This is a genomic window from Alloscardovia criceti DSM 17774 (genome assembly GCF_000376885.1).
Lineage (GTDB): Bacteria > Actinomycetota > Actinomycetes > Actinomycetales > Bifidobacteriaceae > Alloscardovia > Alloscardovia criceti.
The window spans coordinates 382,526-404,194 of record NZ_AQXR01000010.1; the positions used below are offsets into that span (position 1 = coordinate 382,526).

Below are 21,669 nucleotides of genomic sequence, written 5' to 3' on the forward strand. Positions count from 1 at the left end.
CTCAACCCCTCGCACACACATGTCTTGCCGCGCCTTTAAGTGATTTACAATTGCAACTGCGCCGAACGCCCCTGATCATCCGATACGGTGAGCACACCGTTTGAAGTAGGACCCTCAGGAACCTCCACGACTGCTAAGGCCCTACCGTAGTACGTACCGCTGCATCCCGAAACAAAAGAACTTTCGTTATACGGGGCCGCACTGCCAAAGCCCAGCAAGCGCACGCCTTCGCCGCTTACGTGTGCAGTAAGTTGTCCCCGCTCCAGCGGTTTTACAGTGCCCTGCGCATCCGTATAATCCACGTGAATGAATTTCACGGTGCTATGCACAGACTCCGGCTCCATATTGAGCGACAATTGCGTATCTGCAACAGCACTGCGCAGTATGCAACGGCCTATCTCACGTCCCTTGTCATCATAGGACACTGCTTCCACCGTGCCCGCATGCCATGGAGTCGTAAAACGTGCTATACAGTTACGCTTGAGCTTTTTTCTCCCCACTTTTGTGCCATTGACGCGCAATTCCACACTCGCCGCCCGTGCGTAGACTTCCACTTTTGCATCCTGGCCTTCACAACCATTCCAGCTCCACGAAGGTAGCGCATTGCTCATTTTCCATGCACTCGGAGAATGCTTATCATGCGTATGATTAACCGGCACTACGGCGATGTATGGTCCCACCTCACCGTCTACTTCGAGTGCCACGCGTGTATACAAAGCTTCACCCAGTGGATTGCCGATAAGATCGAGACGGCCCGAACCAGCGGTGAGCCATCCGCACTGCTGATGCATCGGTGCATAGTCCGCGTATTCCCAGCTGCCCACGCCCGTTTCGCCTAGATAATCCATACCCGCCCACACGAAATCGCCAATAAGGCGTGGATGCTGCTTCGCCATTTCGCGGAAAGCATACGCATCACTGCAGAAGGTTTCCGAGCCGAGGATAAACCGTTGTGGATATTTACGCAGATCGTGCTTGTATCGCTTGATGCCGTAGTTATAGCCGGCCACATCCATGGCCGCAAACGCATCCTTCGTCACCCAATCACATGGTGGTAAAGCTGCGCCCATTTTCATAAAATCAGCGCCTAAGGTTACTGTAAGCTCGTTGAAAAATTCACTTCCGCTTGCCGTATGTTTCACGGTTTTATGGGAACCCATGGCCTTTAATTTTTCTGCCTCACGCGCTTCTTTAGCTGCTTTTTCATCTGAGTAGTAGCCAAATCCTATAGAATTCAAGAAATTAAAGAAGATATTAATGCCGCAGGTTACTGGGCGCTCCGCATCGAGGGCATGCAAGTACTGCGTCATCTGAGCTGTCAGCTCGATGCCACGTTTTTGGGCAGTTTCTGAGACCTCATTTCCCGTCGAGTACATGATAACGCTCGGATGATTCCTGTCTTTCATGACCATGTCCCGCAAGTCTTGCTGCCACCACTCATTGAAGTACTGCACATAATCGTGCTGTGTTTTATGGATATACCAGTGGTCGATGTATTCATCGACGACGAGCATGCCCAATTGATCGCACGCCTCGAGCAAGGTTTGGGAGCACGGGTTGTGCGCCGAACGAATGGCGTTGTATCCCACCTCTTTGAGCAGTCGAACGCGCCTGAGCTCCGCCTCAGCATATGTGGCGGCACCTAGCACACCATTGTCGTGGTGGATGCAGGCTCCCTGAATAATCACGCGCTTGCCATTCATTTCGAAGCCGTTATTAGTCAGCGCAATCGTGCGCACACCGAAAGTGGTCATGTACTCATCCTGGGCACCCTCAGTATCCGCATAAGCCACGTGTAGCGTATACAGCTGTGGATTTGTTATATCCCAAGGTTGGACGGAAGGAAGGTCGATGTGCACACTTGCGGCTACATTGCTCTCTTGCGCTTGTGCCTGTGTGCTCTCAGCTCGCGTATTGCGTTCTAGCTGTACTGTTTTTTCAACGTTTAACTCCTCGATACGGATAACCGCAGTGCCCGGATTCGTTGCGCGCACATCAACCTGTATACGTGCAGTTGTGAGACCCGCATCTTTACGTTCGCCGATGCTCAGGGTGCGGACGCTGACGCCATTGCGCGCAATATGCGACTGGAACGGCGCCGTCCACAGCTTCACGGGCCGATAAATGCCTGCTCCCGAATACCACCGTGAATTTGGCTGCTTGCTATTGTGGGCGATAACGCGCAGCTCGTTGGACTCCCCCCGCTTCAAGTGAGAGGACAAATCCACATAAAAATTCGTATATCCATATGGTCGAAATGCTAATTTCTCTCCATTCAACCACACTTCTGCATTGTGGTACACGCCTTCAAATTCCAGCTCTTGCACGGCTTGATTACTCGGAACGAATGTTTTGACATACTCATAATCCGCACTTTCAAACCATCCACAATTTTTCCCCGAAGCGGCGAAGCGTGTACGCTTCTCATACAGCATGGCATCATGGGGGAGCTGGACAGACGTAAATTCAGTTTGATCGACATAACCCATTTCAGCGTTCACTCTGCGGTATGCCCAGTCGGTATTAAATGAAATAGCAAGCACCATGTACTCCTAGGATTGCGAATAGTCCACATTTAAGAGGGAAAGCCGCGTAACAAAACTCCATTGGGCACGCAACTTCCCCACACATTCATGCGCATCTGTTTGAGCATTCTTGTGTTCTATAGTAGTCGACAAAATCGAGCACACACTATACACGGTTTATATGGACGGATATCAGCCCTCAGAATTTCGCAGGCAAAAGAATTTTGCGAACGAACCCGAGCGATTGATTAGAATAAAGGTGATACAAAGAAGGCTTATTGGGTGATTGTGCCTCAGGAGGCATACCGGAAACACCACTCGCCCACCTTGCGCATATGGACGTCCACCAAAGAAGGTTACGATGCATACCGATCAAGCAGAACGCATAGTCACAACCGAATGGAACCAATTCCAACAGGTCAATAACGAAGGCGGCAGAGCCAACTGCCAAGGAAACTGGCCCACCTTTCACGTTATGCGTTTGAGCCAATTTCTCACCTGGTCAGAGGACTTGCTAACCAGTTATGAAAAAGATCTGGCGTCCGGGCGCAACCTGCTCATGGAAAAGTACGCGTGGATGATGATTACGACCGAGCCAGCGTATTTCCACAAGGAACTCGAGCCCTACATGCTCGTTATTTCACCGGAACGCCACGAACTCCAAGAAAAAATCATCGCTCAGCAGCTTACGTGGGCTCAAGATTTTCATCAGCGCTACCCACACTTGGGAGACAATATGCGCGTTATGACTTCGGCGGAAGATACGAAGGAAACCACGAGTTTTGAAACATATTTGCGCGGCGAATTATGCACGTATTCCGATGAGACCGTGCGCTTATATGCGACCATGATTGAAGATAAAAAACGTCGGAATATCAATCTTACGGAGGAAATCGTCACGTGGACGGTGCGCTTGAGTGGTTACGAAAATCTCGAAGACGCAGAGACATATCTCACAATCTGAACAAAAATCTCACGTTGAAAGCCTTGCAAAATAAAGCGTTTTCACACTCGTAACATTTGAGCTGTCTGCAAAGGCAGAGCCAAGAATATTCTTATAAGTAGTGTTTTGCACATTATGCATTAGCAAAACAATCACATATAAGAGGACATACCATGGCAATTACGAATGAATACTTGAAGCGCGTTTATGCTCAGGCTGAGAAGCGCGATGGCGATCAACCAGAATTCTTGCAGGCTGTACGTGAGGTTTTTGAGACACTCGGCCCAGTAGTTGAAGCAAATCCTCAGTATGAAGCAAACGGCATTTTAGAGCGTTTTATCGAACCAGAGCGTGTCATCAAGTTCCGCGTCTGCTGGGTCGATGATGAAGGAAAGACTCAGGTTAACCGCGGTTACCGCATTCAGTTCAACAGCGCAATTGGCCCATACAAGGGCGGCCTGCGTTTCCACCCTACCGTCACCGAATCCGTCATTAAGTTCCTCGGTTTCGAGCAGATTTTGAAGAATTCTTTGACTACGCTGCCAATGGGCGGCGGCAAGGGCGGCTCCGACTTCGATCCTAAAGGCAAGTCCGATGCGGAAGTGATGCGCTTCTGCCAAGCCTTCATGACCGAGCTTCAGCGCCACATCGGTCAGTTCACCGACGTGCCTGCCGGCGATATCAACGTGGGCGCACGCGAAATTGGTTATCTTTTCGGCCAGTACAAGCGCATTCGCGACGAATTTACCGGTGTTCTCACGGGCAAGGGTCTCGAATGGGGCGGCTCCTTGGCTCGCACGGAAGCTACCGGTTACGGCTTGTGCTACTACACTGCTGAGGCTATGGATAAGCTGCGTTCCGAATCCTTTGAAGGCAAGACCGTGGTCATTTCCGGTTCTGGAAATGTAGCCATTTTCGCTACCGAAAAGGCTCAGGAATTGGGCGCAAAGGTTGTCACCGCTTCTGATTCCAACGGTTATATCTACGATCCAAATGGCATTCAGTTGGACGTCGTCAAGGATATCAAGCTGGGCCATCGCGGACGCATCAAGGAATACGCTGATCGTGTGCCAGGCTCCGAATATCACGAAGGTTTCCAAGGTGTATGGACTGTGCCTTGCGATATCGCATTGCCTTGCGCTACTCAGAACGAAATTGATGAAACCAGCGCTCAGGCGTTGGTAGACAACGGTTGCACCGTGGTTTGCGAAGGTGCAAACATGCCTTCTACCCCAGAAGCCATCGCTGTATATCAGGCAAACAACGTGCTCTACGGTCCAGCAAAGGCCGCAAATGCGGGTGGCGTAGCTGTTTCCGGCTTGGAAATGAGCCAGAACTCCTACCGTCTTTCATGGACCTTCGAGCAGACCGATGAGAAGTTGCGCGAAATCATGAAGGATATCGTGGCAAGCTCTTTGGATGCTGCACAGAAGTACGGTCACGAAGGCGATCTGATGGCCGGCGCAAATATCGCTGGTTTCGTCAAGGTTGCGGATTCTATGGTGGCCCAAGGCGCTTACTAAAGTTGGTCATTGACTAAATCCACGAAAACTTTGGTGTAAACACGCAGGGGTGGGGCTTACATGATGTAAGCCCCACCCCTGCGTTATATGCGGGTTATATTCTGCGGCGCATAAATGCCCAGAATTTATTGTTTTTCCATCGGTACCGTATCGTCTAGCACTGTAGCGTCTAGCGGCTTGGTGTGCGCTAATGTCTCCGTATCTTCTCCTTCAGCATCCGTAGAAAACTCTTCTAAGGTTACGGTTTGTTCAGCATCTGCTGAATCTTCGTCTTGCGAAGGGAGCACGGTCGTTTCCTCGGTATCCCTCGCTCTTGTGCTGTCCTGCTCAGGATTGGCAGCAGCTTCAAATGGTGCCGTAGCTGGTGCCGTAGCTGGCGCTGTGGCTTGCTCGCGAGTTGTATCCGACTTTTTCTCTGTGGATTTGCGCCAAGCCGTAATGCCCGCCGCCACGACAAGCACCACACCGATAGCAATCAATCCCGTGGTTATCACATAAATCGGAGCCAGACTGAAGAGTGGCGATGGCTCTGGGAAGGTGTATACAAAGACGCCTGCAAATGCTGCGATAATCAAACCAATAATCGAAAGCACCGCAACCACAATATTTGGTCGCTTGTGATACTCGTACTTATAGGTGAAATGGACTTGCGTGCGCGGCTGAGCCACGGGTTTTGCATACATCGGAGGGTAATTGACGCGTCCTGGGCTAGGCGTGCCGTATGGTGGCACCGCGTAATGAGGCGGAGCAGCATTTGTGCGCGCATATGGATTGTAGGTATGTGCCGAGTTTGCATTCTGCTGTGGCGGCTGCTGATTATAGAGAGTCCAGTTGGGTACGGTGTTTGCGTTCTGGGCATTTTGAGCGTTCTGAGCCCCTTGCGCGCCTGCAGTTTGCCCGTTGTATGACTGACCATCTGCAGAAGTAAAAGCAGAGGAATTATCCTGTGAATTCATTGGGGTATTCATTTCTTATGCCTCCTGCACCTTCAAACGACCGAATGAGGTCATCAAATTTATACGCAACTCAATGTCTTTTTCTAGGCGATTGCTTAATTCATTCATGTACTCATCTCCCAAATTATTCAAAGAAGAGGTAGTAGAAGTTAGCTGGTCGCCGTAGTCCCCGAATCTCAGCCACGCATCGTACCAATCCGCGTCATCGTTATCGTCGAGGAATTCGTAGTCATCCGAATCTTCGGAAGAATCCGCATTCAACGAATCCTCTTTTTGCCTCATGTCACGCAATGCAGCTCTGAACTTCTCTGCATACTTATGGTTCAGCTCATTTTCGATAGGTGCAGCCCAATCGGTTTGTGTATCAAAAGCACCAAATCCACCCATCGTGCTTCTCCCATATGTGCATCCTTCTGGCACAATCAGAGTCAGATTCACGGAGGTTAAAGCCATTGTGAAGTCACCCGTTGGGCACGAGGATGTCTGAGTCGTGCCGTCAGACTTCGTCCACTCGTGGGAGCCCATAACATCGCTCCAATTCGATAAATCTACGGTAACCTGAGCAGTTGTGAACTTATCGGAAGACGTAAAAGCGACGCCTTCCTGTAGATCGCTAATGAGCTTTTTATCTGCCTTTATCGTGGTTCCATCTGAGACAGAGTATTCATGCGTGATGCGGGAATTGCCAGAAACTGCCTGGTTGGCAGAATAGCTGATGACATGAAAATTGTTATATGCCACGCCTCCGGTGGACAGAATCAAGCACCCTATGACGCCGATGGCAGTCAACCACATGTAGCCCGCAGTTTTGCGTCCTGCAAGCGCTAGCACCAAGGTGAGCAAGCATAGGACAATGGTCACGCCCACGCCCCACATCATGCCCAAACGTGCCCAGCCGACGAAATCGGCAGCACCCAAGTGCATGAGAATGCCTGAGAGATACGTCAATCCTGCGGATAGGAAAATACCTGCCCATACCAAAAGTCGGACTACCGGTCCTGCGCTTTTGCGGGTGCGAATGACCTGTTCGCGCTGCACATGCTGTACGGGTGGTACATAATATGCAGAGGACTGTGGGTAAGCATAAGGATTTGATTGCGGCTGAGCTGAAGCCTGAGGCTGGGATTGAGCAGCCTGTGCTTGTGCAGCAGGATTATCACCCTGCGCAGCAGCCATGTATGCAGGATTTACGGGTGATCCGGGTGCTCGAAACCTGGCATCATCATTCTGCGGAGTCTGATACTGCTGGCCCGCGTACGGCTGACCAGCATACGGCTGATTCTGCTGGTTCTGCCGCGGACCACCGTAAGAATTGGCAAACGAGTTCTTTTGCCAACCCGCTGGATTTGTGGCCTGCTTTTCTGCTGAACCAATGAGCACGAAGAGCAAAGCTACGGTTAATAGCCCCCAGAAGGTGAAAGCCGTAGACAGCGCACCGATAACTAAGAAAATCAGAGCTGCGACACTTTCACCTGGCGTAGAACGACCTTCAAAGAGAGCCTCGGCTAATATCTCACCATTGGTGTTTGGCAGAAGCAACCAGGCAAGCGGATACACGAATAATCCCGCGCCCACGATGGTCAGTAAGACCATAATCACACGGACCAGCGCCACATCCCATCCGAGACGCTGAGCAATGCCGGCGCACACGCCTCCAATCCATCGTTGGTCGGAGCGCATTATCTGCGAGCGCCGTATCCAATCAAAAAAGTTTTTCATTGTTCTCTCCCTTATCAAGAGCTATCTATCGAGAGCTATTATTTCTTACTTTCGAGTATGCCAAGTTTCCACAGGCTCTGATATCGGGGACAGCCCTGATTCTCCCCCGATTTCGCGTTTTGCGCCCTATATAAACCCCCTGAAGCCATGCATAATAGGGATATGACAGATAATAGGAATGCCCCACCCGTTCAAGACGCCCCAGCTGCACGGCCACTTTTGCCCGCGCGTTATCCGCTGATTCGTCCGTACCAAGGGCGCATTTTTGCAGGTGTGTGCAAAGGGTTATCTTTGCATTTAGGCGTTCCCGTGTGGTTGGTTCGCCTCATATTTATTGCTCTGACCCTGTCCTTCGGATTAGGAATTATCGGATACCTGTTTTTATGGATTACTGTGCCTTCGCAAAACCTGCTGTACGCACCATACAATTCCCTTCCGCCCGAGCAGACAGCGCTTTCACGGGGAAACAATGGCCAGTACGCCGAGCATATCGGAGAGACCATTGGCAATGCATTTATGCCTGTGGCTCCTCCGCCACTGTTTGGAAGCATGGAAAACCCCAATGCGAAACGTCAGCTGCGTTGGAACCTTCTGGGCATCAGCGTTGTGGGCATTGTAATTATCGCTTTGGGCTTTCTGTGGGCCATCGATAGACATATTCTCGACCCCATCATCGCTATAGAAATTGTGATTGCTGCATTATGCGCATTGGGTGTCTGGATTTATTTCGAAAGTTTTAGTGCCGGTCACCAAATTGTTACAGCCGCCGCACTGACGCTGTTTATTATCAGCGTTTTTGTGTTAATCTTTGTCAGTTTTAATTATCGAATTTCCTTGCAAATTTTCGGTATTTTTCTCATTGGCATTATCAGCACGGCTCTTATCGCCGCTCCATGGTTGGCGTTATCGCACCAAAAACTGGTTGAAGAGACCTCCCGCAAGGAGCGCGAAGAGGAGCGAGCAGATATGGCCGCTCACCTGCATGATTCCGTGCTTCAAACCTTGAATCTTATCCGCCAAAATAGTGGGAATGCAGATATGGTGGCACAATTGGCACGTAGTCAGGAACGCGAGCTGCGCAGATGGCTGTATGAAGATCGAGAGGCGGCCCTGGATTCGATAGCCAGCAGTATGAAGCTTGTTTCAGCGCGCGTAGAAGATACCTTTGGCGTTCCGATTGATGTGATTACCGTAGGCGATGCACAGCCAAATGAGCGGACTCTGGCTCTCATTGAGGCCACTCAGCAGGCGCTAACGAATGCTTGTGTACACGGTAAAACACCGATTTCTTTGTATGTGGAATCCGGCGCAAGGGATATTCAAGTGTTTGTGCGAGACCATGGAGATGGCTTTGATATTGACAATATCCCCGCAGATCGTATGGGCATCCGCCATTCTATGAAGGGCCGTGTGGAGCGCGCAGGCGGTACAGTTACAATAGTATCCAGACCACAGTGGGGTACGGAAGTGCGCATGAGCTTGCCATTGGAGGATAAGAGATGATTCGCGTTGCGGTAGTTGATGATCACGAAATGTTTCGTGCAGGGGTGATTGCTGCCATTTCAGGATCCGTGGAAATCGTGGGGCAAGCTGGCGATGTCGAAGGTTCCATTGCCATGATTGCAGACACCAAGCCACATGTGGTTTTGCTGGATGTGCATGTACCGGGCGGAAATGGCGGCGGCGGAGCGGAAATTTTGCTGCGGTCCAAGGCGCTCTCCCCATCCACCACCTTCTTGGCACTGTCTGTTTCTGACTCTGCGGAAGATGTAGGAGCTGTTATTCGTGCGGGCGCACGCGGCTATGTGACCAAATCTATCAGCCCCGATGAGCTCATATCTTCCATTCAGCAAGTCTACGAGGGATATGCCGTTTTCTCACCTCAGTTGGCGGGCTTTGTTTTACAAGCTTTCCAAGGCGGCTTAGCGTCGGCCTCCTCTGAGCAAGAGCTCAATCCATATGAGGATGAAGAGCTCAACTCCCTCAGCGAGCGCGAGCAGGAGGTTATGCGGCTTATTGCACGCGGATACACCTATAAAGAGGTGGCCGCAGAGCTCTTTATCTCCATTAAAACGGTAGAAAGTCACATGTCGAAGGTCTTACACAAGCTTCAGCTCTCAAACCGCGCGCAGTTAACGCGCTGGGCAGCCCAACGCCGCATAGTGTAGGCTCGTGTGGGCCTCTCCACCAAATACGTAGACCCTAGTCTAAATCCTTCACGGCAGCGTAATGACGTTCCATGCCCGTCACATCGGTCAGCACGAATTCTCCGCAGTAATACTGCGGATTTGTGGCATAATCCTCAGCAGAGTATGGCACGGCATCTGTAAAAATGCTTTCGTATTCGTCCATGCCCACCTGTTGACGGTTGTCCAGTAACGCCTGATGTTCGCGGGTATACAAGTATTTTTCGTAACCTTCGACGAGCCTTCCTGTAAAGAGCTCCCCCACCGCACCTGAACCATAGGAAAACAGTGCTAACGTGTCTCCTGTCATGAGGCTGTGATCCAGCTCGAGCAGGGAGAGCAAACCCAGATACAGGGAACCCGTATAGAGATTGCCTACGCGGCGTGAGTATTGAATGCTGGCATCAAATCTTGTGCGCAGCAGCTCCTGCTCTTCTGCGCTGAGATCCGTTAAGGCAAAAAGCTGTTTTAAGCCCTTCGCACCCATTTTTGTGTACGGCAAATGGTACAGGAAAGCCGCAAAATCGGAAGCTTGTGCGCCGGTTTTCTGGGAGTAATTCGTCCAAACGTGTGCGAAAAATTCCAAATACTGCTCGGTAGAGTATTTGCCGCGAGCCTGCGCCTCGTCTGTGTACACGGGACGCCAGAAATCTTGAATGCTGGCGCTATAAACCTCCGAGTCTGCGCTAATTGCTAGGATGCGAGGATTCGCTGTGACGAGCATGGCCACAGCACCGCCGCCTTGCGTTACCTCACCACCTGTGTTCAGGCCATAGCGCGCCACGTCGGAAGCGATAATCAACGCCTGCTTATCCGGATGAGCCGCCACGTAATCGCGAGCCGTTAAAAGCCCTGCCGTACCGCCGAAGCACGCTTCCTTAATTTCCATTACGCGCGCAGCGTGTGGCAAACCCAGCAATTGGTGAATATACAAAGCTCCAGCCTTTGACGCGTCTACGCCAGATTCCGTGCCCAGGATAACCAATCCTAGATTGTCTTCATCGATGTCCTCACGCAAACGCAGGGCTGCAGTAGCCCCCATGGTCACTACGTCCTGGCTCGAGGGGATGACGGCTTGCTGATCTTGGCCAATGCCAATGGTGTATTTATCCGGCTCCTCTCCGCGCGCTTCGGCGAGCTCACGAATATCCAGATAATAATGAGGAGTAAAGAAGCTGATACGATCAATGCCGATGGATTGATGATTATTCATGACTTTCTCCTTGAACATCTGAGGCCTGTGCCTCTCGTAAGCTCTGAACAATGTCCTGCGCACGCTGTGCTGTGCGTTCAGCTGCTGGTAAAGCACGCAAGGCATTGGCTACTGCATCGATTTCTTCGCCTGTAGCACCTGCAGCGATGGCCAAGGCGTTCATTTGCAAGCTCATATGGCCTTCTTGGATTCCCGGTCCAGCTAGAGCGCGCAAGGCGGAAAGATTTTGCACCAGTCCTAGAGCTGCAAGCACGTTCTTAAACTCTGTTACGCTCTGGTATCCACCCATAGTGCGCGCAATCTTCGCCAGAGGCAGCGAGCTCGCCGCTCCACCCACAATGCCTACTTGCAGGGGCAGCTCAATGCGCCCGCAGAGATTGCCCGCATCGTTTATCCACCACTGCGATAGTGGCATATAGCGTCCGGAGTGTGCCGCATAGGCGTGTGCACTGGCCTCGACAGCGCGGGTATCATTGCCGGAAGCTAACACCGCGGCCGAAATACCATTCATAATGCCCTTATTATGCGTCACCGCGCGAGCATAATCTTCCTGTGCTAAATCGGAGAGTAAGGCAATGCGATGCACTAGGCGCGCTGGCTCAATGCCACGGATTGCCACAGACTCTGGCGTCAGCTCCACGCTTGCCTGCGTCAGGCTGTAGTCCGCACTGTTGGACAAAATCGCCACCAAAGCCGCAGATCCGAGCCATTCAGATAACTGTGTTTTTAGTGCTTCTGCGATGGTGTTTACAGCATTTGCACCCATGGCATCACAGGGGTTGATGGTGAGGAGGACTCGTACAAAATTGCCTTGTGCCGTAGTATCCACGGATATATCCATCAGCCCACCGCCACGCTTGTGCATACTAGGCAACGCATTGCGCGCGATGTCAAAAAGCTCCGTTCCACGTGAAACAATGAGCTCCTTGACGGACTCTTCGCTGACTTCTGAGGCTGGAAACACGATTTCCCCGATAACGCGATGATCTTGGGACCACGCCTGCACGCCACCGCAGCGTGCCACCATCGTCGCGCCATGCGAAGCGGCTGCCACCACGGAGGCTTCTTCTACCACCATGGGAACGTTGTAGGTGTGACCATTGACTTTGAGTTCGCGCGCCACCGAAAAAGGCAAAGCGTACTGTGAAATTTGATTTTCTATGAGGTGGGCTGCCACATCTTTGTCGAGGATGCCTTCCTCGTTTGCCTTCACTAGCTGGTCGTACTCCGCAGATGACACAACGCCTTCGGACAGTAAAATATCGAGCCGTTCTCGAGCAGAGAGTTGATAAAATCTTCGGGCATTATTCATAGCACACTCCTCATCTGCTCGATATCTCCATTTGCAAAAGACTAGCGCTCGTTTCTAACTCGCCAACCGCACAGCGTTTTATGCTTATGCCACTTCTACTTGCATAGCCACGCCGATGCCCCCGCCTACGCATAGGGCTGCCACGCCGTTATGCTTGCCGCGAGCGCGCAACGCATGGATAAGCGTGGTGAGAATGCGCGCGCCTGAGCAGCCCAGTGGGTGGCCGAGTGCAATGGCTCCGCCGTTGACATTGAGCTTTGCTTCGTCCAATTTGAGCTGCTCTGCCACGGCCAAGGATTGTGCTGCAAAGGCTTCATTCACTTCTACAAGATCCATGTCTTCGAGCGTGGAGCCGGAGGCTTTCATTAGCTTTTCAATGACATGCTTTGGCGCGTATCCCATGAAATCTGGATCGATGCCACCCTCACGATAGGCGCGAATTTCCGCCAAATAAGGAATGCCACGTTCAAGAGCAGCGTCCTTGCGCATAAGAATCAGCGCGCAGGCGCCATCGTTAATACCACTGGCATTGCCTGCTGTCACCGTACCCTCATCAACAAAAACGCTTTTGAGCGATGCCAACTTTTCCAACGAAGTATCTGGCCGTGGGCTTTCATCTTGCGATACCACTACATCGCCACGGCGCGTATGAATCGTAACGGGTACGATTTCTGCATCAAAAGCGCCGGCATTTTGCGCTTCTACAGCCTTTTGATGCGAGTTAAAGGCAAATTCATCTTGCTGCTGACGGGAGATGTGGAATTTTTCCGCTACGTTTTCCGCCGTTACCCCCATGGCTTCGCCTGTAAACGCATCAGATAAACCATCGCGGAAAATAGCATCCACCATTTCCGTATTTCCATAGCGGTAGCCATCGCGCAGTTTTGGCAAATAATGTGGCGCATTACTCATGGACTCCGTGCCCCCGACGAGCACGATATCAGCATCGCCCATGACCAGAGCTGCCTGCCCCACACGTACAGCTTTAAGGCCTGATCCGCACACTTCATTAATAGTCATTGCAGTGGAATCCGTGGTCATGCCAGCGTTAAGCGCGATTTGACGAGCCACATTTTGGCCTGAATTCGCCTGTAACACATTTCCAAAAATCGCCTGATCAATGTCGGACGCACTTAAGCCGGAGCGCTCAATAGCAGCCTTCGCAGCGATTGTTCCTAAATCTACTGACGTGAGGGATGCTAAAGCTCCACGAAATTTACCAATAGGCGTGCGCACTGCACTTACAATAACTACATCAATCATAACGAAGTTAATTCTACGGTTCGCCTCTATGATGAAAAAGTAAAGACTTGCATTGTGCGCAATTCCGCTACATTTTTACACTGTGAGATTAATGAAAATTCCACCATATTCCAAAGCCTTCTTGTCTCTTTTTTCACTTTCCATACTTCTTTTTCCACAATTGAAAAGTCTGTGAAAATTATGTAAATACCGCTTACGAGCGGCCATTTATCTACCTAACGTGGAAAAGTTGGCCTCTTTTGAGGAGTAAAAAAGAAGGAGAAATCTGTGTCTACCACACAGAATTCAATACATCATACAGAAGCTCGCACGAGCAATTCTCATATCAAACACCCTTATAGAGCTTTATCGGCCTTATATATAGCAGCTTTTACCGGCATGTATAGCGAAACGGCAATGAATATCATTTTGCCGACCATCGGAGAGCAATTCCATGTCTCCACCTCGCTTACCCAATGGCTCGTTGTAGGCTATATGCTCATGATCGGACTGGTTTTACCGTTCTCATCCATTCTCATCAAGCACTTCACCATTAAAAGCCTCAGCATAACTGCTCTCGGGGCTTTTTTCATCGGTGCTCTTATCAGTGCTCTCTCGCCTAATTTTGCGCTGCTCGTTATCGGACGCGCCATCCAGGGTATCGGCTTAGGCTTGGCTTTGCCGATGACTTTTTCCCTGCTGCTTGAAATTTTCCCACCGCACAAGCTGGGCGCAGCCATGGGCTTTACCTCGCTTATTATTATGCTGGCACCTGTCGTAGGCCCAACTTTTGCAGGCATTATTTCTGGCACCTGGGGCTGGCGTTTCGTGTTTTGGTCTATTGCTCTGCTTGCCGTTGCGGGCATCGTATGCGCAGTGCTCTTCCTCGTCAACCCTTATACCCTCACCAAACCTCCCGTAGATATTGTCTCTGTAGTCTTGTCTATTTTGGGTTTTGGCAGTTTAGTACTGGGCGCAGGCATTGCCAGTGAATTTGGCTGGATTTCTGCGCCTGTTCTGTCCTGCTTCGTCATCGGCATTATTGCACTGGTGCTTTATGGCACGCGCCAATGGGAAACAGAAAGCCCGATTATCAATTTGCGCGCATTTTCTTACCGCGACTTCAGCCTCGGCGTTACGCTTGTCATGCTCAACTTTGGCATTACGCTGACCGTCATGTTCCTCTTGCCGCAATTCTTACAAAATTCGCTTGCCGTTGCCGTTTCACTGTCCGGACTGGCTCTGCTGCCGGGCGGCGTTATGAATGCGTTAACTTCCGTATTTTCCGGTCGTTCGTACAACAAGATTGGCGGTAAACTTCCGTCTATTCTCGGTTTTGCATTGGCCATCTGCGGACTTGTGCTGGTGCTGATACAAACACAGGTTGCGCATCCAATGCTGGCACTCGTTATCCTCGGACACGTCATTGCTATGATTGGCGTTCCGCTTGCTATGAGCCCTCTGCAGACATATACATTGAGCACGCTGCCTCGCGAGCTCAATCCAGACGGTTCTACCATTATGAATACTCTGCAGCAGGTAGTCGGCGCTATTTTCACCGCAATTGCCACATCTTTGCTTATGGCAGGGCAACACAGCGTCAGCGACCAGCCAGCTGCCATTCAGTTTAGTCACGGCACACGGTGGGGTATTATTTTTGCCCTCTGCATCGCTGCTTTCGGACTCTTAGGCTCGCTCTTTGTGCACGATACGCGAAAGACCGTGGCTCAGAGCGCTCAGAACACGCACGACGAAGCCGAACCTATGCTCAGCAAGCTTATGAAAACCGATGTGTATACCATTTCTGACACAGCTACCGCGATGGATGCCATGCGTTTATTGACCGCCCATGGCATTTCCGGAGCACCTGTTGTCAATGATGCAGGAAATCTCGTCGGTTTTATTTCCGATGGTGATATTTTGAGGCTCGTCGCAGATCAGACGCCAGAATTTACCTCGTTCTATAGCACCTTCATCGAGCATAATTCTGAAGAATTCTCCACGCGTGTGCGTGAGAATATCAATCGTCCCGTAACAGAATTTATGCATACGCCGGTTATTACTGTGAATTCTGACGATTCTATGGCGCATATTTGCGAAGTATTGGTTTCTCACCATCTGAAAAAAGTTCCTGTGATGGATGCACAGGACTCACAGGGTGCGAAAACGAGCGGCCGCATGCTCGGCATTCTCAACCGTTCGGACGTATTGAAATACGTGGTCGACCATTTCTAATTGCATCAACAACAAATAATTGCGGTGTTCCAAGTCTTTAGAACACCGCAATTACTATATCGAGGCTATCTCGAATATTTAGGCTTACTCACCAATCACGCTAATACGCTCCTGAATATGCTTGCCTTCAGTTATTTCATCTACCATGGCAATGGCATAATCCGCGTAGCTCACAGAGCTTTCGCCCTTGTCATTGACCGTGAATTCTTCACCAGCGAGAATGTACTTTCCTGTACGCTCACCCTCTGCCTGGAAATCGGCTGCCGGGCTCACAAAAGTCCATTTCACATCATCACGCTTACGCAGTTCAGCCAGCGAATCCGCCATGGCAGAGGCTAATGGCTTGAAAGCATCTGGGAAATCAGGCGTATCAGCCAAAGTAGTGGTATGTGATGCATCCATATACAGGCTTCCTGCACCGCCGACAACGAGCAGTCGAGTATCCGTACCACTCACAAGATCAGATAACTTCATCAAAGAGGTGGTAAACAGAGGGAATGTTTCCTCACTCCATGCACCGAAAGCATCCACAACTGCATCAAAACCCGCTAAATCTTCCTTCGTTAAATCGAAGAGATCCTTCTTGATGAAAGACTGAGCCACCGTTTGATTATCGCTACGTGCGATAGCGGTCACATCCAGACCACGTTCCACAGCTTCCTTCACAATCAGCTTTCCAGCCTTACCATTAGCAGCAACTACAGCAATCTTCATATTCTTATCCTTTCGGTACGCAGCCACACCTATTTATTTGTTGTAACTATGTTTGTTACATCAAATATAAACTGCTTTTGTTGTAATGTCAATTGTTACAACGTAAATATTGGGAAAAATCTTAGAAACACTTGAAAATAAAGGTTTTTACGGAGCTACCATCTGCGATCATCGGCGTGTTACCACCCATTATTACTCCCGAAAATAGAGCTACGATGATGACAATCTTTGAGCAGCACCGCTTCGCTGAAGAATGCTTACAAAGGGCACAAGATAGGCAATTATCTCCTCGAAAAAAGAACAATACGCAATCGACTCAGCTATAGGATAGCCCTGGGAAACGAATACCCAAAACGGTCTAAAATCTTTCCACTCGGCTTATAGGAACACGATGCAAGCTCCGCAAAGAGGCAGAAAACAGCATAAATAAAGGGTTTCAAGCTCGTAGCCTGAAACCCTAATGGCGGATAGTGAGGGATTTGAACCCCCGGTACTCTCGTACGCTTGTTTTCAAGACAAGTGCCTTCGACCGCTCGGCCAACTATCCAAAGTGATTAAGGAGGCTCATACGTCCATTCCCGAATCACAGTAACTTAAAGTACTATAGGCGGTTTTTTCGCTATACGCAAATTAAAACGCGACTATTGTGACAAATTTTAAGCTTCCCACTTAGTTGGCTGGATGACATCCTTACCACCCATATAAGGGCGCATAGCAGTAGGAATATTAATGGATCCATCCGCATTCTGATGGTTCTCCAAAATAGCCACAAGCCAGCGCGTGGTCGCCAAAGTACCGTTCAATGTTGACACTGGACGTGTACCACCCTCGTCTACACGCTCACGAATATTCAAGCGACGAGCCTGATACTCGGTGCAGTTAGACGTCGAGGTCAATTCGCGATAGCGACCCTGAGTTGGCACCCACGCTTCGCAGTCAAACTTACGTGCAGCGGAGGAACCCAAATCTCCAGCCGCAGTATCGATGATGCGGTAAGGCACTTCCACCTTGCCCAGCATCTCCTGCTCCATAGCGAGCAAACGCTGATGCTCAGCCTGAGAGTCTTCCTGCTTAACATAGGTAAACATCTCCACCTTGTTGAACTGATGGACGCGAATAATACCCATGGTGTCCTTACCGGCAGAACCCGCTTCACGGCGGTAGCAACTAGACCAACCCGCATAGCGCAAAGGACCATTGGACAAATCGAGGATTTCATCCGCATGCATACCTGCAAGCGCCACCTCAGAAGTACCGACCAGATAGGAGTCATCTGGCTCACGCAAACGGTAAATTTCATCTGCATGGGCATTCAAGAATCCTGTGCCCGCCATAATTTCCGGTCGCACCAAGGTTGGCGTGGTGGTCATAATAAAGCCATTTTCTTCTGCTTGATCCACAGCCATGGTCAGCATAGCCAGCTCGAGACGTGCAATCGCGCCGCGCAGGAAGTAGAAGCGAGAGCCAGAAACCTTAGCGCCACGTGTCATATCAATGCCCGCTACGCCTTCGCCCAGCTCGAGGTGATTCTTTGGCTCGAAGCCCTCCGCAGCGAAGTCACGCGGCGTGCCGATTTCCTTGACGACAACGTAATCATCCTCGCCGCCTTCAGGAGCAGCATCTTCCACGACATTGGAGAACTTCCACATCAAATCTGTGTAAGCTTCCGTAGCCTTATCTGCCTCATCCTTGAACTGAGCAACCTGTGCTGCAAGTTCCTTTGTCTGAGCAATCAGAGCAGCCTTTTCCTCGGCTGGAGCTGAAGCCACCTTCTTGCCCATGCTCTTTTGCTGCGCACGTGCATCCTCAAAAGACTTGAGAGCGTCACGTCGCTTTTGATCAGCCTGGAGAGTTTCATCGACAAGTTCCACAGATTCGCCGCGCTTGCGCTGGGATTCCTTAACGATATCTGCATGTTCGCGAATAAATTGAATATCAAGCATACTGTCAAAATTATCCGCAAATATTGACATTACAGAGCTTTACCACGGTATGGGAGCTGAGAATCTCATATGACGCTCCATAATTTCACATTCCTTGAATTATTTCCATAAATCACGCCACGCGGAAGAGCCTCAGTATTATGGAGCAGTTGTGTAATTCTCAAAGTTTTTCCACTCCATAGGGGCCTTCCTCGGTATGAATGAAACTATGAGCATGAGCTGGGGCATTTTCACAACGACAGTGGCGGTTATCGCAGTCGTTCTTCTTATTGTTATTGGTATTTCCATTAGCGTACGCAAGGATCGAAAACAACAACAAATTGCCGCAGCCGATGAACGCGTCAGCGATGAAAAAATTACCTACGCTTTTATCATTAATCCTTCCAAACCTGAGGCTCCAGAAGCTTTTGCCTATATCAAAAAATACTGTGCAGACCACGGCATCGACAATCCGCTCTACATTGAGACCCAGCTAGATTACGACGGTCGTGCCTGTGCAGAAGAGGCTTTAAGGCGCGGCGCCGACGTCGTCATTGCTGTGGGCGGCGATGGTACCGTGCGCACGGTATCCAGTGCTATGGCCTACTCCACCCATGCTTTCGGCATTATTCCTATCGGCACGGGTAATTTATTTGCCCGCAACGTGGGCATTCCTGTCAACAACATTGAAGCCGCTATGAGCATTGCCACCTCTCATGGAAGTCGCCGTGTGGATATGGGACGTATGAGCCTTTTGGACTCCTCTGAGCCTGAGCACGAGCATGGATTCCTCGTAATCGCCGGCGCAGGCTTTGATGCCTATATGATTAACGACACCGACCCTGCTTTGAAGGCGAATATCAGCTGGATTGCGTACTTTGTAGCCGCTTTTCGCCATCTGTTTGGAAAGAAAAGCCGTGGCACTATACTTATCCGCGATGCGCAAGGCATGGATCGCACGATTGAAGATGCCCAATTTAGAACGATTATGGCCGGAAATTGCGGAAATATCCCGGGCTTTAGTTTGATGCCGGATGCCGAGTTTGACGACGGTCTGCTGGATATCGAAACCATTGATACACGCGGTGGTCTCATCGGCTGGTTCAGCCTGTTTTGGGATGTGGTCCATAAAACGGTAACGCGCCGCTCCGAGCAATCACCGTTTGCCACGCATGCGACAATTCGCCAGTATCAAGGCGTCAGTGCCGAGGTAATTCTTGGTAAACCGGTGCTTGCTGAGGTGGATGGTGATATTTTAGGCAAAACAAATCACTTCATGTTTTCCATCGATCGCAGGGCTTTACTCGTGCGTGTGCCTCAGCCGGGCGCAGCCGTAGAGCAAACCGGTACCCTGCCAGCGGTGGATGCTCAGATAAACTCTGCACACTAAACTCTGCATTAAAGCACACATCCCATCTGTGCGTTTAACACTCCTGCCCTTGCAAATGAAGGCGTAGAGTACCTCTTATGGCACAATGGAGTATATGGTAGCTAATAATGCAGGCATGCTTGCCACAGACAATGATTTAGTTGATATCGATGCTCTGATTGGAGCATATTACGATGAAGTTCCCGATTCTTCTGTAGCTTCCGAACGTGTTATTTTTGGAACATCTGGTCACCGCGGCTCAGCTCTGAAACGCACCTTCAACGAAGCACATATTGTGGCAATTTCCCAGGCAATTGCCGAATATCGAAAGAATGCGCAGATCACCGGACCTTTGTATTTAGGTCGCGATACTCACGCACTAAGCCTTCCAGCATGGAAAACTTCGATTGAAGTTCTCATTGCGAACGGTGTGCGCGTGCGCATCGATGCACATGATGATTACACTCCTACGCCTACGGTTTCACAGGCCATTTTGACGCACAACCGCGCAGCCGATGGCACCCAGCGATTCAGCGGTCCAGACATTGCGGACGGCATCGTGGTCACCCCATCACATAACCCTCCAACGGATGGCGGATTTAAGTATGACCCAACGACCGGTGGCCCGGCATCGGCAGAAATTACTACTGCGATTGCAAACCGCGCAAATGAATTGCTGGACAATTGGAAGTCCGTAAAGCGCATTCCATTTGAGCAGGCTATTAAGTCGGATTTGATTGAGCGATTCGACTTCCGCCAGCATTACGTAGAAGATCTGAAGAATGTCATCGATTTTGATGCCATTCGCTCCTCCGGCGTGCGCCTCGGTATCGACCCTTTGGGTGGCGCTTCGGTAAATTACTGGCCATTGATTAATGAAATCTACGGCACAAATATTGGTGTGCTCAATCCTGAGGTGGATCCTCAGTGGTCCTTTATGACGCTGGATCACGATGGCAAGATTCGCATGGACCCTAGCTCTCCATACGCTATGAAGGGCTTGCTGGACCGTCTCAACGCCGGCGCATGGGAGCAGTATGATCTCGTGGGCGGCACGGATCCAGATGCCGATCGCCATGGCATCGTCTGCCCCGGCACAGGCGTCATGAATCCAAACCACTACATCGCAGTGGCGGTGGAGTATCTCTTTGGTGGTAATCGTCCACACTGGCCTGAAACAGCCGGCGTAGGCAAGACCCTAGTCTCCTCCAGCTTGATTGACCGTGTGGTGGCATCCATCGGCGCTAAGCTCGTCGAAGTACCTGTGGGCTTCAAATGGTTTGTGGATTCGCTCTTTAGCGGAGAAGTTGGTTTTGGTGGTGAAGAGTCCTCCGGCATGAGCTTCTTGCGCATGGATGGTCACGTCTGGACCACTGATAAGGACGGACTTATCCCGGACCTTCTGGCCGCAGAAATTACCGCAAAAACGGGCAAGAATCCTGCGCAGTTGCACGCAGATTTGGTCGAACGCTTTGGCCAAAGCTGGTACACACGCGTAGATACGCCTACCACGTTGGAAGCCAAGCAGAAGTTCGCCAGTCTGACGGCAGATTCTGTCACCGCCACTACCGTAGCGGGTGAAGAAATTACTGCAAAAATGACGACGGCTCCTGGCAATGGAGCAGCTATCGGTGGTTTGAAGGTCTGCACGAAGAATTCTTGGTTTGCAGCACGCCCATCCGGCACGGAAAACATCTACAAGGTGTATGCTGAGTCCTTCACCTCTCCTGAAGCTTTGGACGAGGTTATCGCTCAAGCAAACCAGGTCGTGAGCGACGCATTAGCAGATTAATTGTAGAAACTGATTAAT

At 50.5% G+C, this 21,669-nt stretch carries 15 protein-coding genes and 1 tRNA gene; 7 read left to right on the plus strand and 9 right to left on the minus strand.

All coding sequences use genetic code 11. From position 1 onward, the window contains the following. Window positions 1-44 precede the first annotated feature (44 nt). Window positions 45-2,546, minus strand: a complete 2,502-nt coding sequence (locus D570_RS0105005) for a glycoside hydrolase family 2 TIM barrel-domain containing protein (RefSeq protein WP_018143304.1) — start codon at window positions 2,544-2,546, stop codon at window positions 45-47. Between the two features lie 340 nt (window positions 2,547-2,886). On the opposite strand from D570_RS0105005, the gene D570_RS0105010 reads away from it, so the two are divergent. Together D570_RS0105010 and gdhA are read left to right on the plus strand one after the other, a co-directional pair. After that, the gene (locus D570_RS0105010) at window positions 2,887-3,489 is read left to right on the plus strand and encodes a DUF4125 family protein (RefSeq protein ID WP_018143305.1); all 603 of its coding nucleotides are present in this window, start codon (window positions 2,887-2,889) and stop codon (window positions 3,487-3,489) included. A gap of 152 nt (window positions 3,490-3,641) precedes the next feature. Next, window positions 3,642-4,991 (plus strand): NADP-specific glutamate dehydrogenase, encoded by a 1,350-nt coding sequence (gene gdhA, locus D570_RS0105015; protein ID WP_018143306.1) that lies wholly within the window; start codon window positions 3,642-3,644, stop codon window positions 4,989-4,991. A gap of 125 nt (window positions 4,992-5,116) precedes the next feature. Here the strand turns inward: gdhA and D570_RS0105020 are convergent, their stop codons facing one another. Together D570_RS0105020 and D570_RS0105025 are read right to left on the minus strand one after the other, a co-directional pair. After that, entirely contained in the window at window positions 5,117-5,959 is an 843-nt protein-coding gene (locus tag D570_RS0105020) for a hypothetical protein (protein ID WP_026181901.1), read from the minus strand. A gap of 3 nt (window positions 5,960-5,962) precedes the next feature. Further along, window positions 5,963-7,666, minus strand: coding sequence for a PspC domain-containing protein (locus D570_RS0105025; protein WP_083907399.1), 1,704 nt, complete (start codon window positions 7,664-7,666; stop codon window positions 5,963-5,965). A 162-nt stretch (window positions 7,667-7,828) separates the two neighbouring features. Here D570_RS0105025 and D570_RS08550 point away from each other — a divergent pair, with 162 nt between their 5' ends. Both D570_RS08550 and D570_RS0105035 read left to right on the plus strand, forming a co-directional pair. After that, window positions 7,829-9,169, plus strand: coding sequence for an ATP-binding protein (locus D570_RS08550; RefSeq protein ID WP_169331229.1), 1,341 nt, complete (start codon window positions 7,829-7,831; stop codon window positions 9,167-9,169). Next, window positions 9,166-9,834 (plus strand): LuxR C-terminal-related transcriptional regulator, encoded by a 669-nt coding sequence (locus D570_RS0105035; protein ID WP_018143310.1) that lies wholly within the window; start codon window positions 9,166-9,168, stop codon window positions 9,832-9,834. The genes D570_RS08550 and D570_RS0105035 overlap by 4 nt, the downstream gene beginning before the upstream one ends. Before the next feature lie 34 nt (window positions 9,835-9,868). Here the strand turns inward: D570_RS0105035 and D570_RS0105040 are convergent, their stop codons facing one another. From D570_RS0105040 to D570_RS0105050, 3 genes are all read right to left on the minus strand, one after another. After that, window positions 9,869-11,065 carry a hydroxymethylglutaryl-CoA synthase gene (locus D570_RS0105040; RefSeq protein ID WP_018143311.1) on the minus strand — a complete coding sequence of 399 codons (1,197 nt, stop codon included), beginning with the start codon at window positions 11,063-11,065 and terminating at the stop codon, window positions 9,869-9,871. Continuing rightward, a complete protein-coding gene (locus D570_RS08555; protein ID WP_018143312.1) occupies window positions 11,058-12,377 on the minus strand; it encodes a hydroxymethylglutaryl-CoA reductase, degradative in 1,320 nt (439 codons plus the stop codon). The genes D570_RS0105040 and D570_RS08555 overlap by 8 nt, the downstream gene beginning before the upstream one ends. An 84-nt stretch (window positions 12,378-12,461) precedes the next feature. Then, on the minus strand, window positions 12,462-13,640 hold the full coding sequence (locus D570_RS0105050) for an acetyl-CoA C-acetyltransferase (protein ID WP_018143313.1): 1,179 nt from the start codon (window positions 13,638-13,640) through the stop codon (window positions 12,462-12,464). Between the two features lie 267 nt (window positions 13,641-13,907). Here D570_RS0105050 and D570_RS0105055 point away from each other — a divergent pair, with 267 nt between their 5' ends. Continuing rightward, window positions 13,908-15,854, plus strand: coding sequence for an MFS transporter (locus tag D570_RS0105055; protein ID WP_018143314.1), 1,947 nt, complete (start codon window positions 13,908-13,910; stop codon window positions 15,852-15,854). 84 nt (window positions 15,855-15,938) lie between these two features. Here D570_RS0105055 and D570_RS0105060 read toward each other — a convergent pair whose 3' ends face one another. The 3 genes from D570_RS0105060 to serS all read right to left on the minus strand — a co-directional run bounded on the left by D570_RS0105060 (window position 15,939) and on the right by serS (window position 18,511). Next, a complete protein-coding gene (locus D570_RS0105060; protein ID WP_018143315.1) occupies window positions 15,939-16,568 on the minus strand; it encodes an SDR family oxidoreductase in 630 nt (209 codons plus the stop codon). 461 nt (window positions 16,569-17,029) lie between these two features. Beyond that, a tRNA-Ser gene (locus D570_RS0105065) sits at window positions 17,030-17,115 on the minus strand. A 109-nt stretch (window positions 17,116-17,224) separates the two neighbouring features. Beyond that, on the minus strand, window positions 17,225-18,511 hold the full coding sequence (serS, locus tag D570_RS0105070; RefSeq protein ID WP_018143316.1) for a serine--tRNA ligase: 1,287 nt from the start codon (window positions 18,509-18,511) through the stop codon (window positions 17,225-17,227). A 196-nt stretch (window positions 18,512-18,707) separates the two neighbouring features. Between serS and D570_RS0105075 the strand changes: the two genes are divergently transcribed. Next, entirely contained in the window at window positions 18,708-19,880 is a 1,173-nt protein-coding gene (locus D570_RS0105075; protein WP_018143317.1) for a diacylglycerol/lipid kinase family protein, read from the plus strand. A 94-nt stretch (window positions 19,881-19,974) separates the two neighbouring features. Continuing rightward, a complete protein-coding gene (gene pgm / locus D570_RS0105080) occupies window positions 19,975-21,651 on the plus strand; it encodes a phosphoglucomutase (alpha-D-glucose-1,6-bisphosphate-dependent) (protein WP_018143318.1) in 1,677 nt (558 codons plus the stop codon). Window positions 21,652-21,669 lie beyond the last annotated feature (18 nt).

Excerpts from the sequence above, each read along its gene's own strand:
- D570_RS0105005 (WP_018143304.1), bottom strand. The coding sequence starts at position 2,546 with ATGGTGCTTGCTATTTCATTTAATACCGACTGGGCATACCGCAGAGTG.
- D570_RS0105010 (WP_018143305.1), top strand. The coding sequence starts at position 2,887 with ATGCATACCGATCAAGCAGAACGCATAGTCACAACCGAATGGAACCAA.
- D570_RS08550 (WP_169331229.1), top strand. The coding sequence starts at position 7,829 with ATGACAGATAATAGGAATGCCCCACCCGTTCAAGACGCCCCAGCTGCA.
- serS (WP_018143316.1), bottom strand. The coding sequence starts at position 18,511 with ATGCTTGATATTCAATTTATTCGCGAACATGCAGATATCGTTAAGGAA.
- D570_RS0105075 (WP_018143317.1), top strand. The coding sequence starts at position 18,708 with ATGAATGAAACTATGAGCATGAGCTGGGGCATTTTCACAACGACAGTG.
- D570_RS0105040 (WP_018143311.1), bottom strand. The coding sequence starts at position 11,065 with ATGAATAATCATCAATCCATCGGCATTGATCGTATCAGCTTCTTTACT.
- gdhA (WP_018143306.1), top strand. The coding sequence starts at position 3,642 with ATGGCAATTACGAATGAATACTTGAAGCGCGTTTATGCTCAGGCTGAG.
- D570_RS0105060 (WP_018143315.1), bottom strand. The coding sequence starts at position 16,568 with ATGAAGATTGCTGTAGTTGCTGCTAATGGTAAGGCTGGAAAGCTGATT.
- D570_RS0105025 (WP_083907399.1), bottom strand. The coding sequence starts at position 7,666 with ATGAAAAACTTTTTTGATTGGATACGGCGCTCGCAGATAATGCGCTCC.
- D570_RS08555 (WP_018143312.1), bottom strand. The coding sequence starts at position 12,377 with ATGAATAATGCCCGAAGATTTTATCAACTCTCTGCTCGAGAACGGCTC.
- D570_RS0105035 (WP_018143310.1), top strand. The coding sequence starts at position 9,166 with ATGATTCGCGTTGCGGTAGTTGATGATCACGAAATGTTTCGTGCAGGG.
- D570_RS0105050 (WP_018143313.1), bottom strand. The coding sequence starts at position 13,640 with ATGATTGATGTAGTTATTGTAAGTGCAGTGCGCACGCCTATTGGTAAA.
- D570_RS0105020 (WP_026181901.1), bottom strand. The coding sequence starts at position 5,959 with ATGAATACCCCAATGAATTCACAGGATAATTCCTCTGCTTTTACTTCT.
- pgm (WP_018143318.1), top strand. The coding sequence starts at position 19,975 with ATGGTAGCTAATAATGCAGGCATGCTTGCCACAGACAATGATTTAGTT.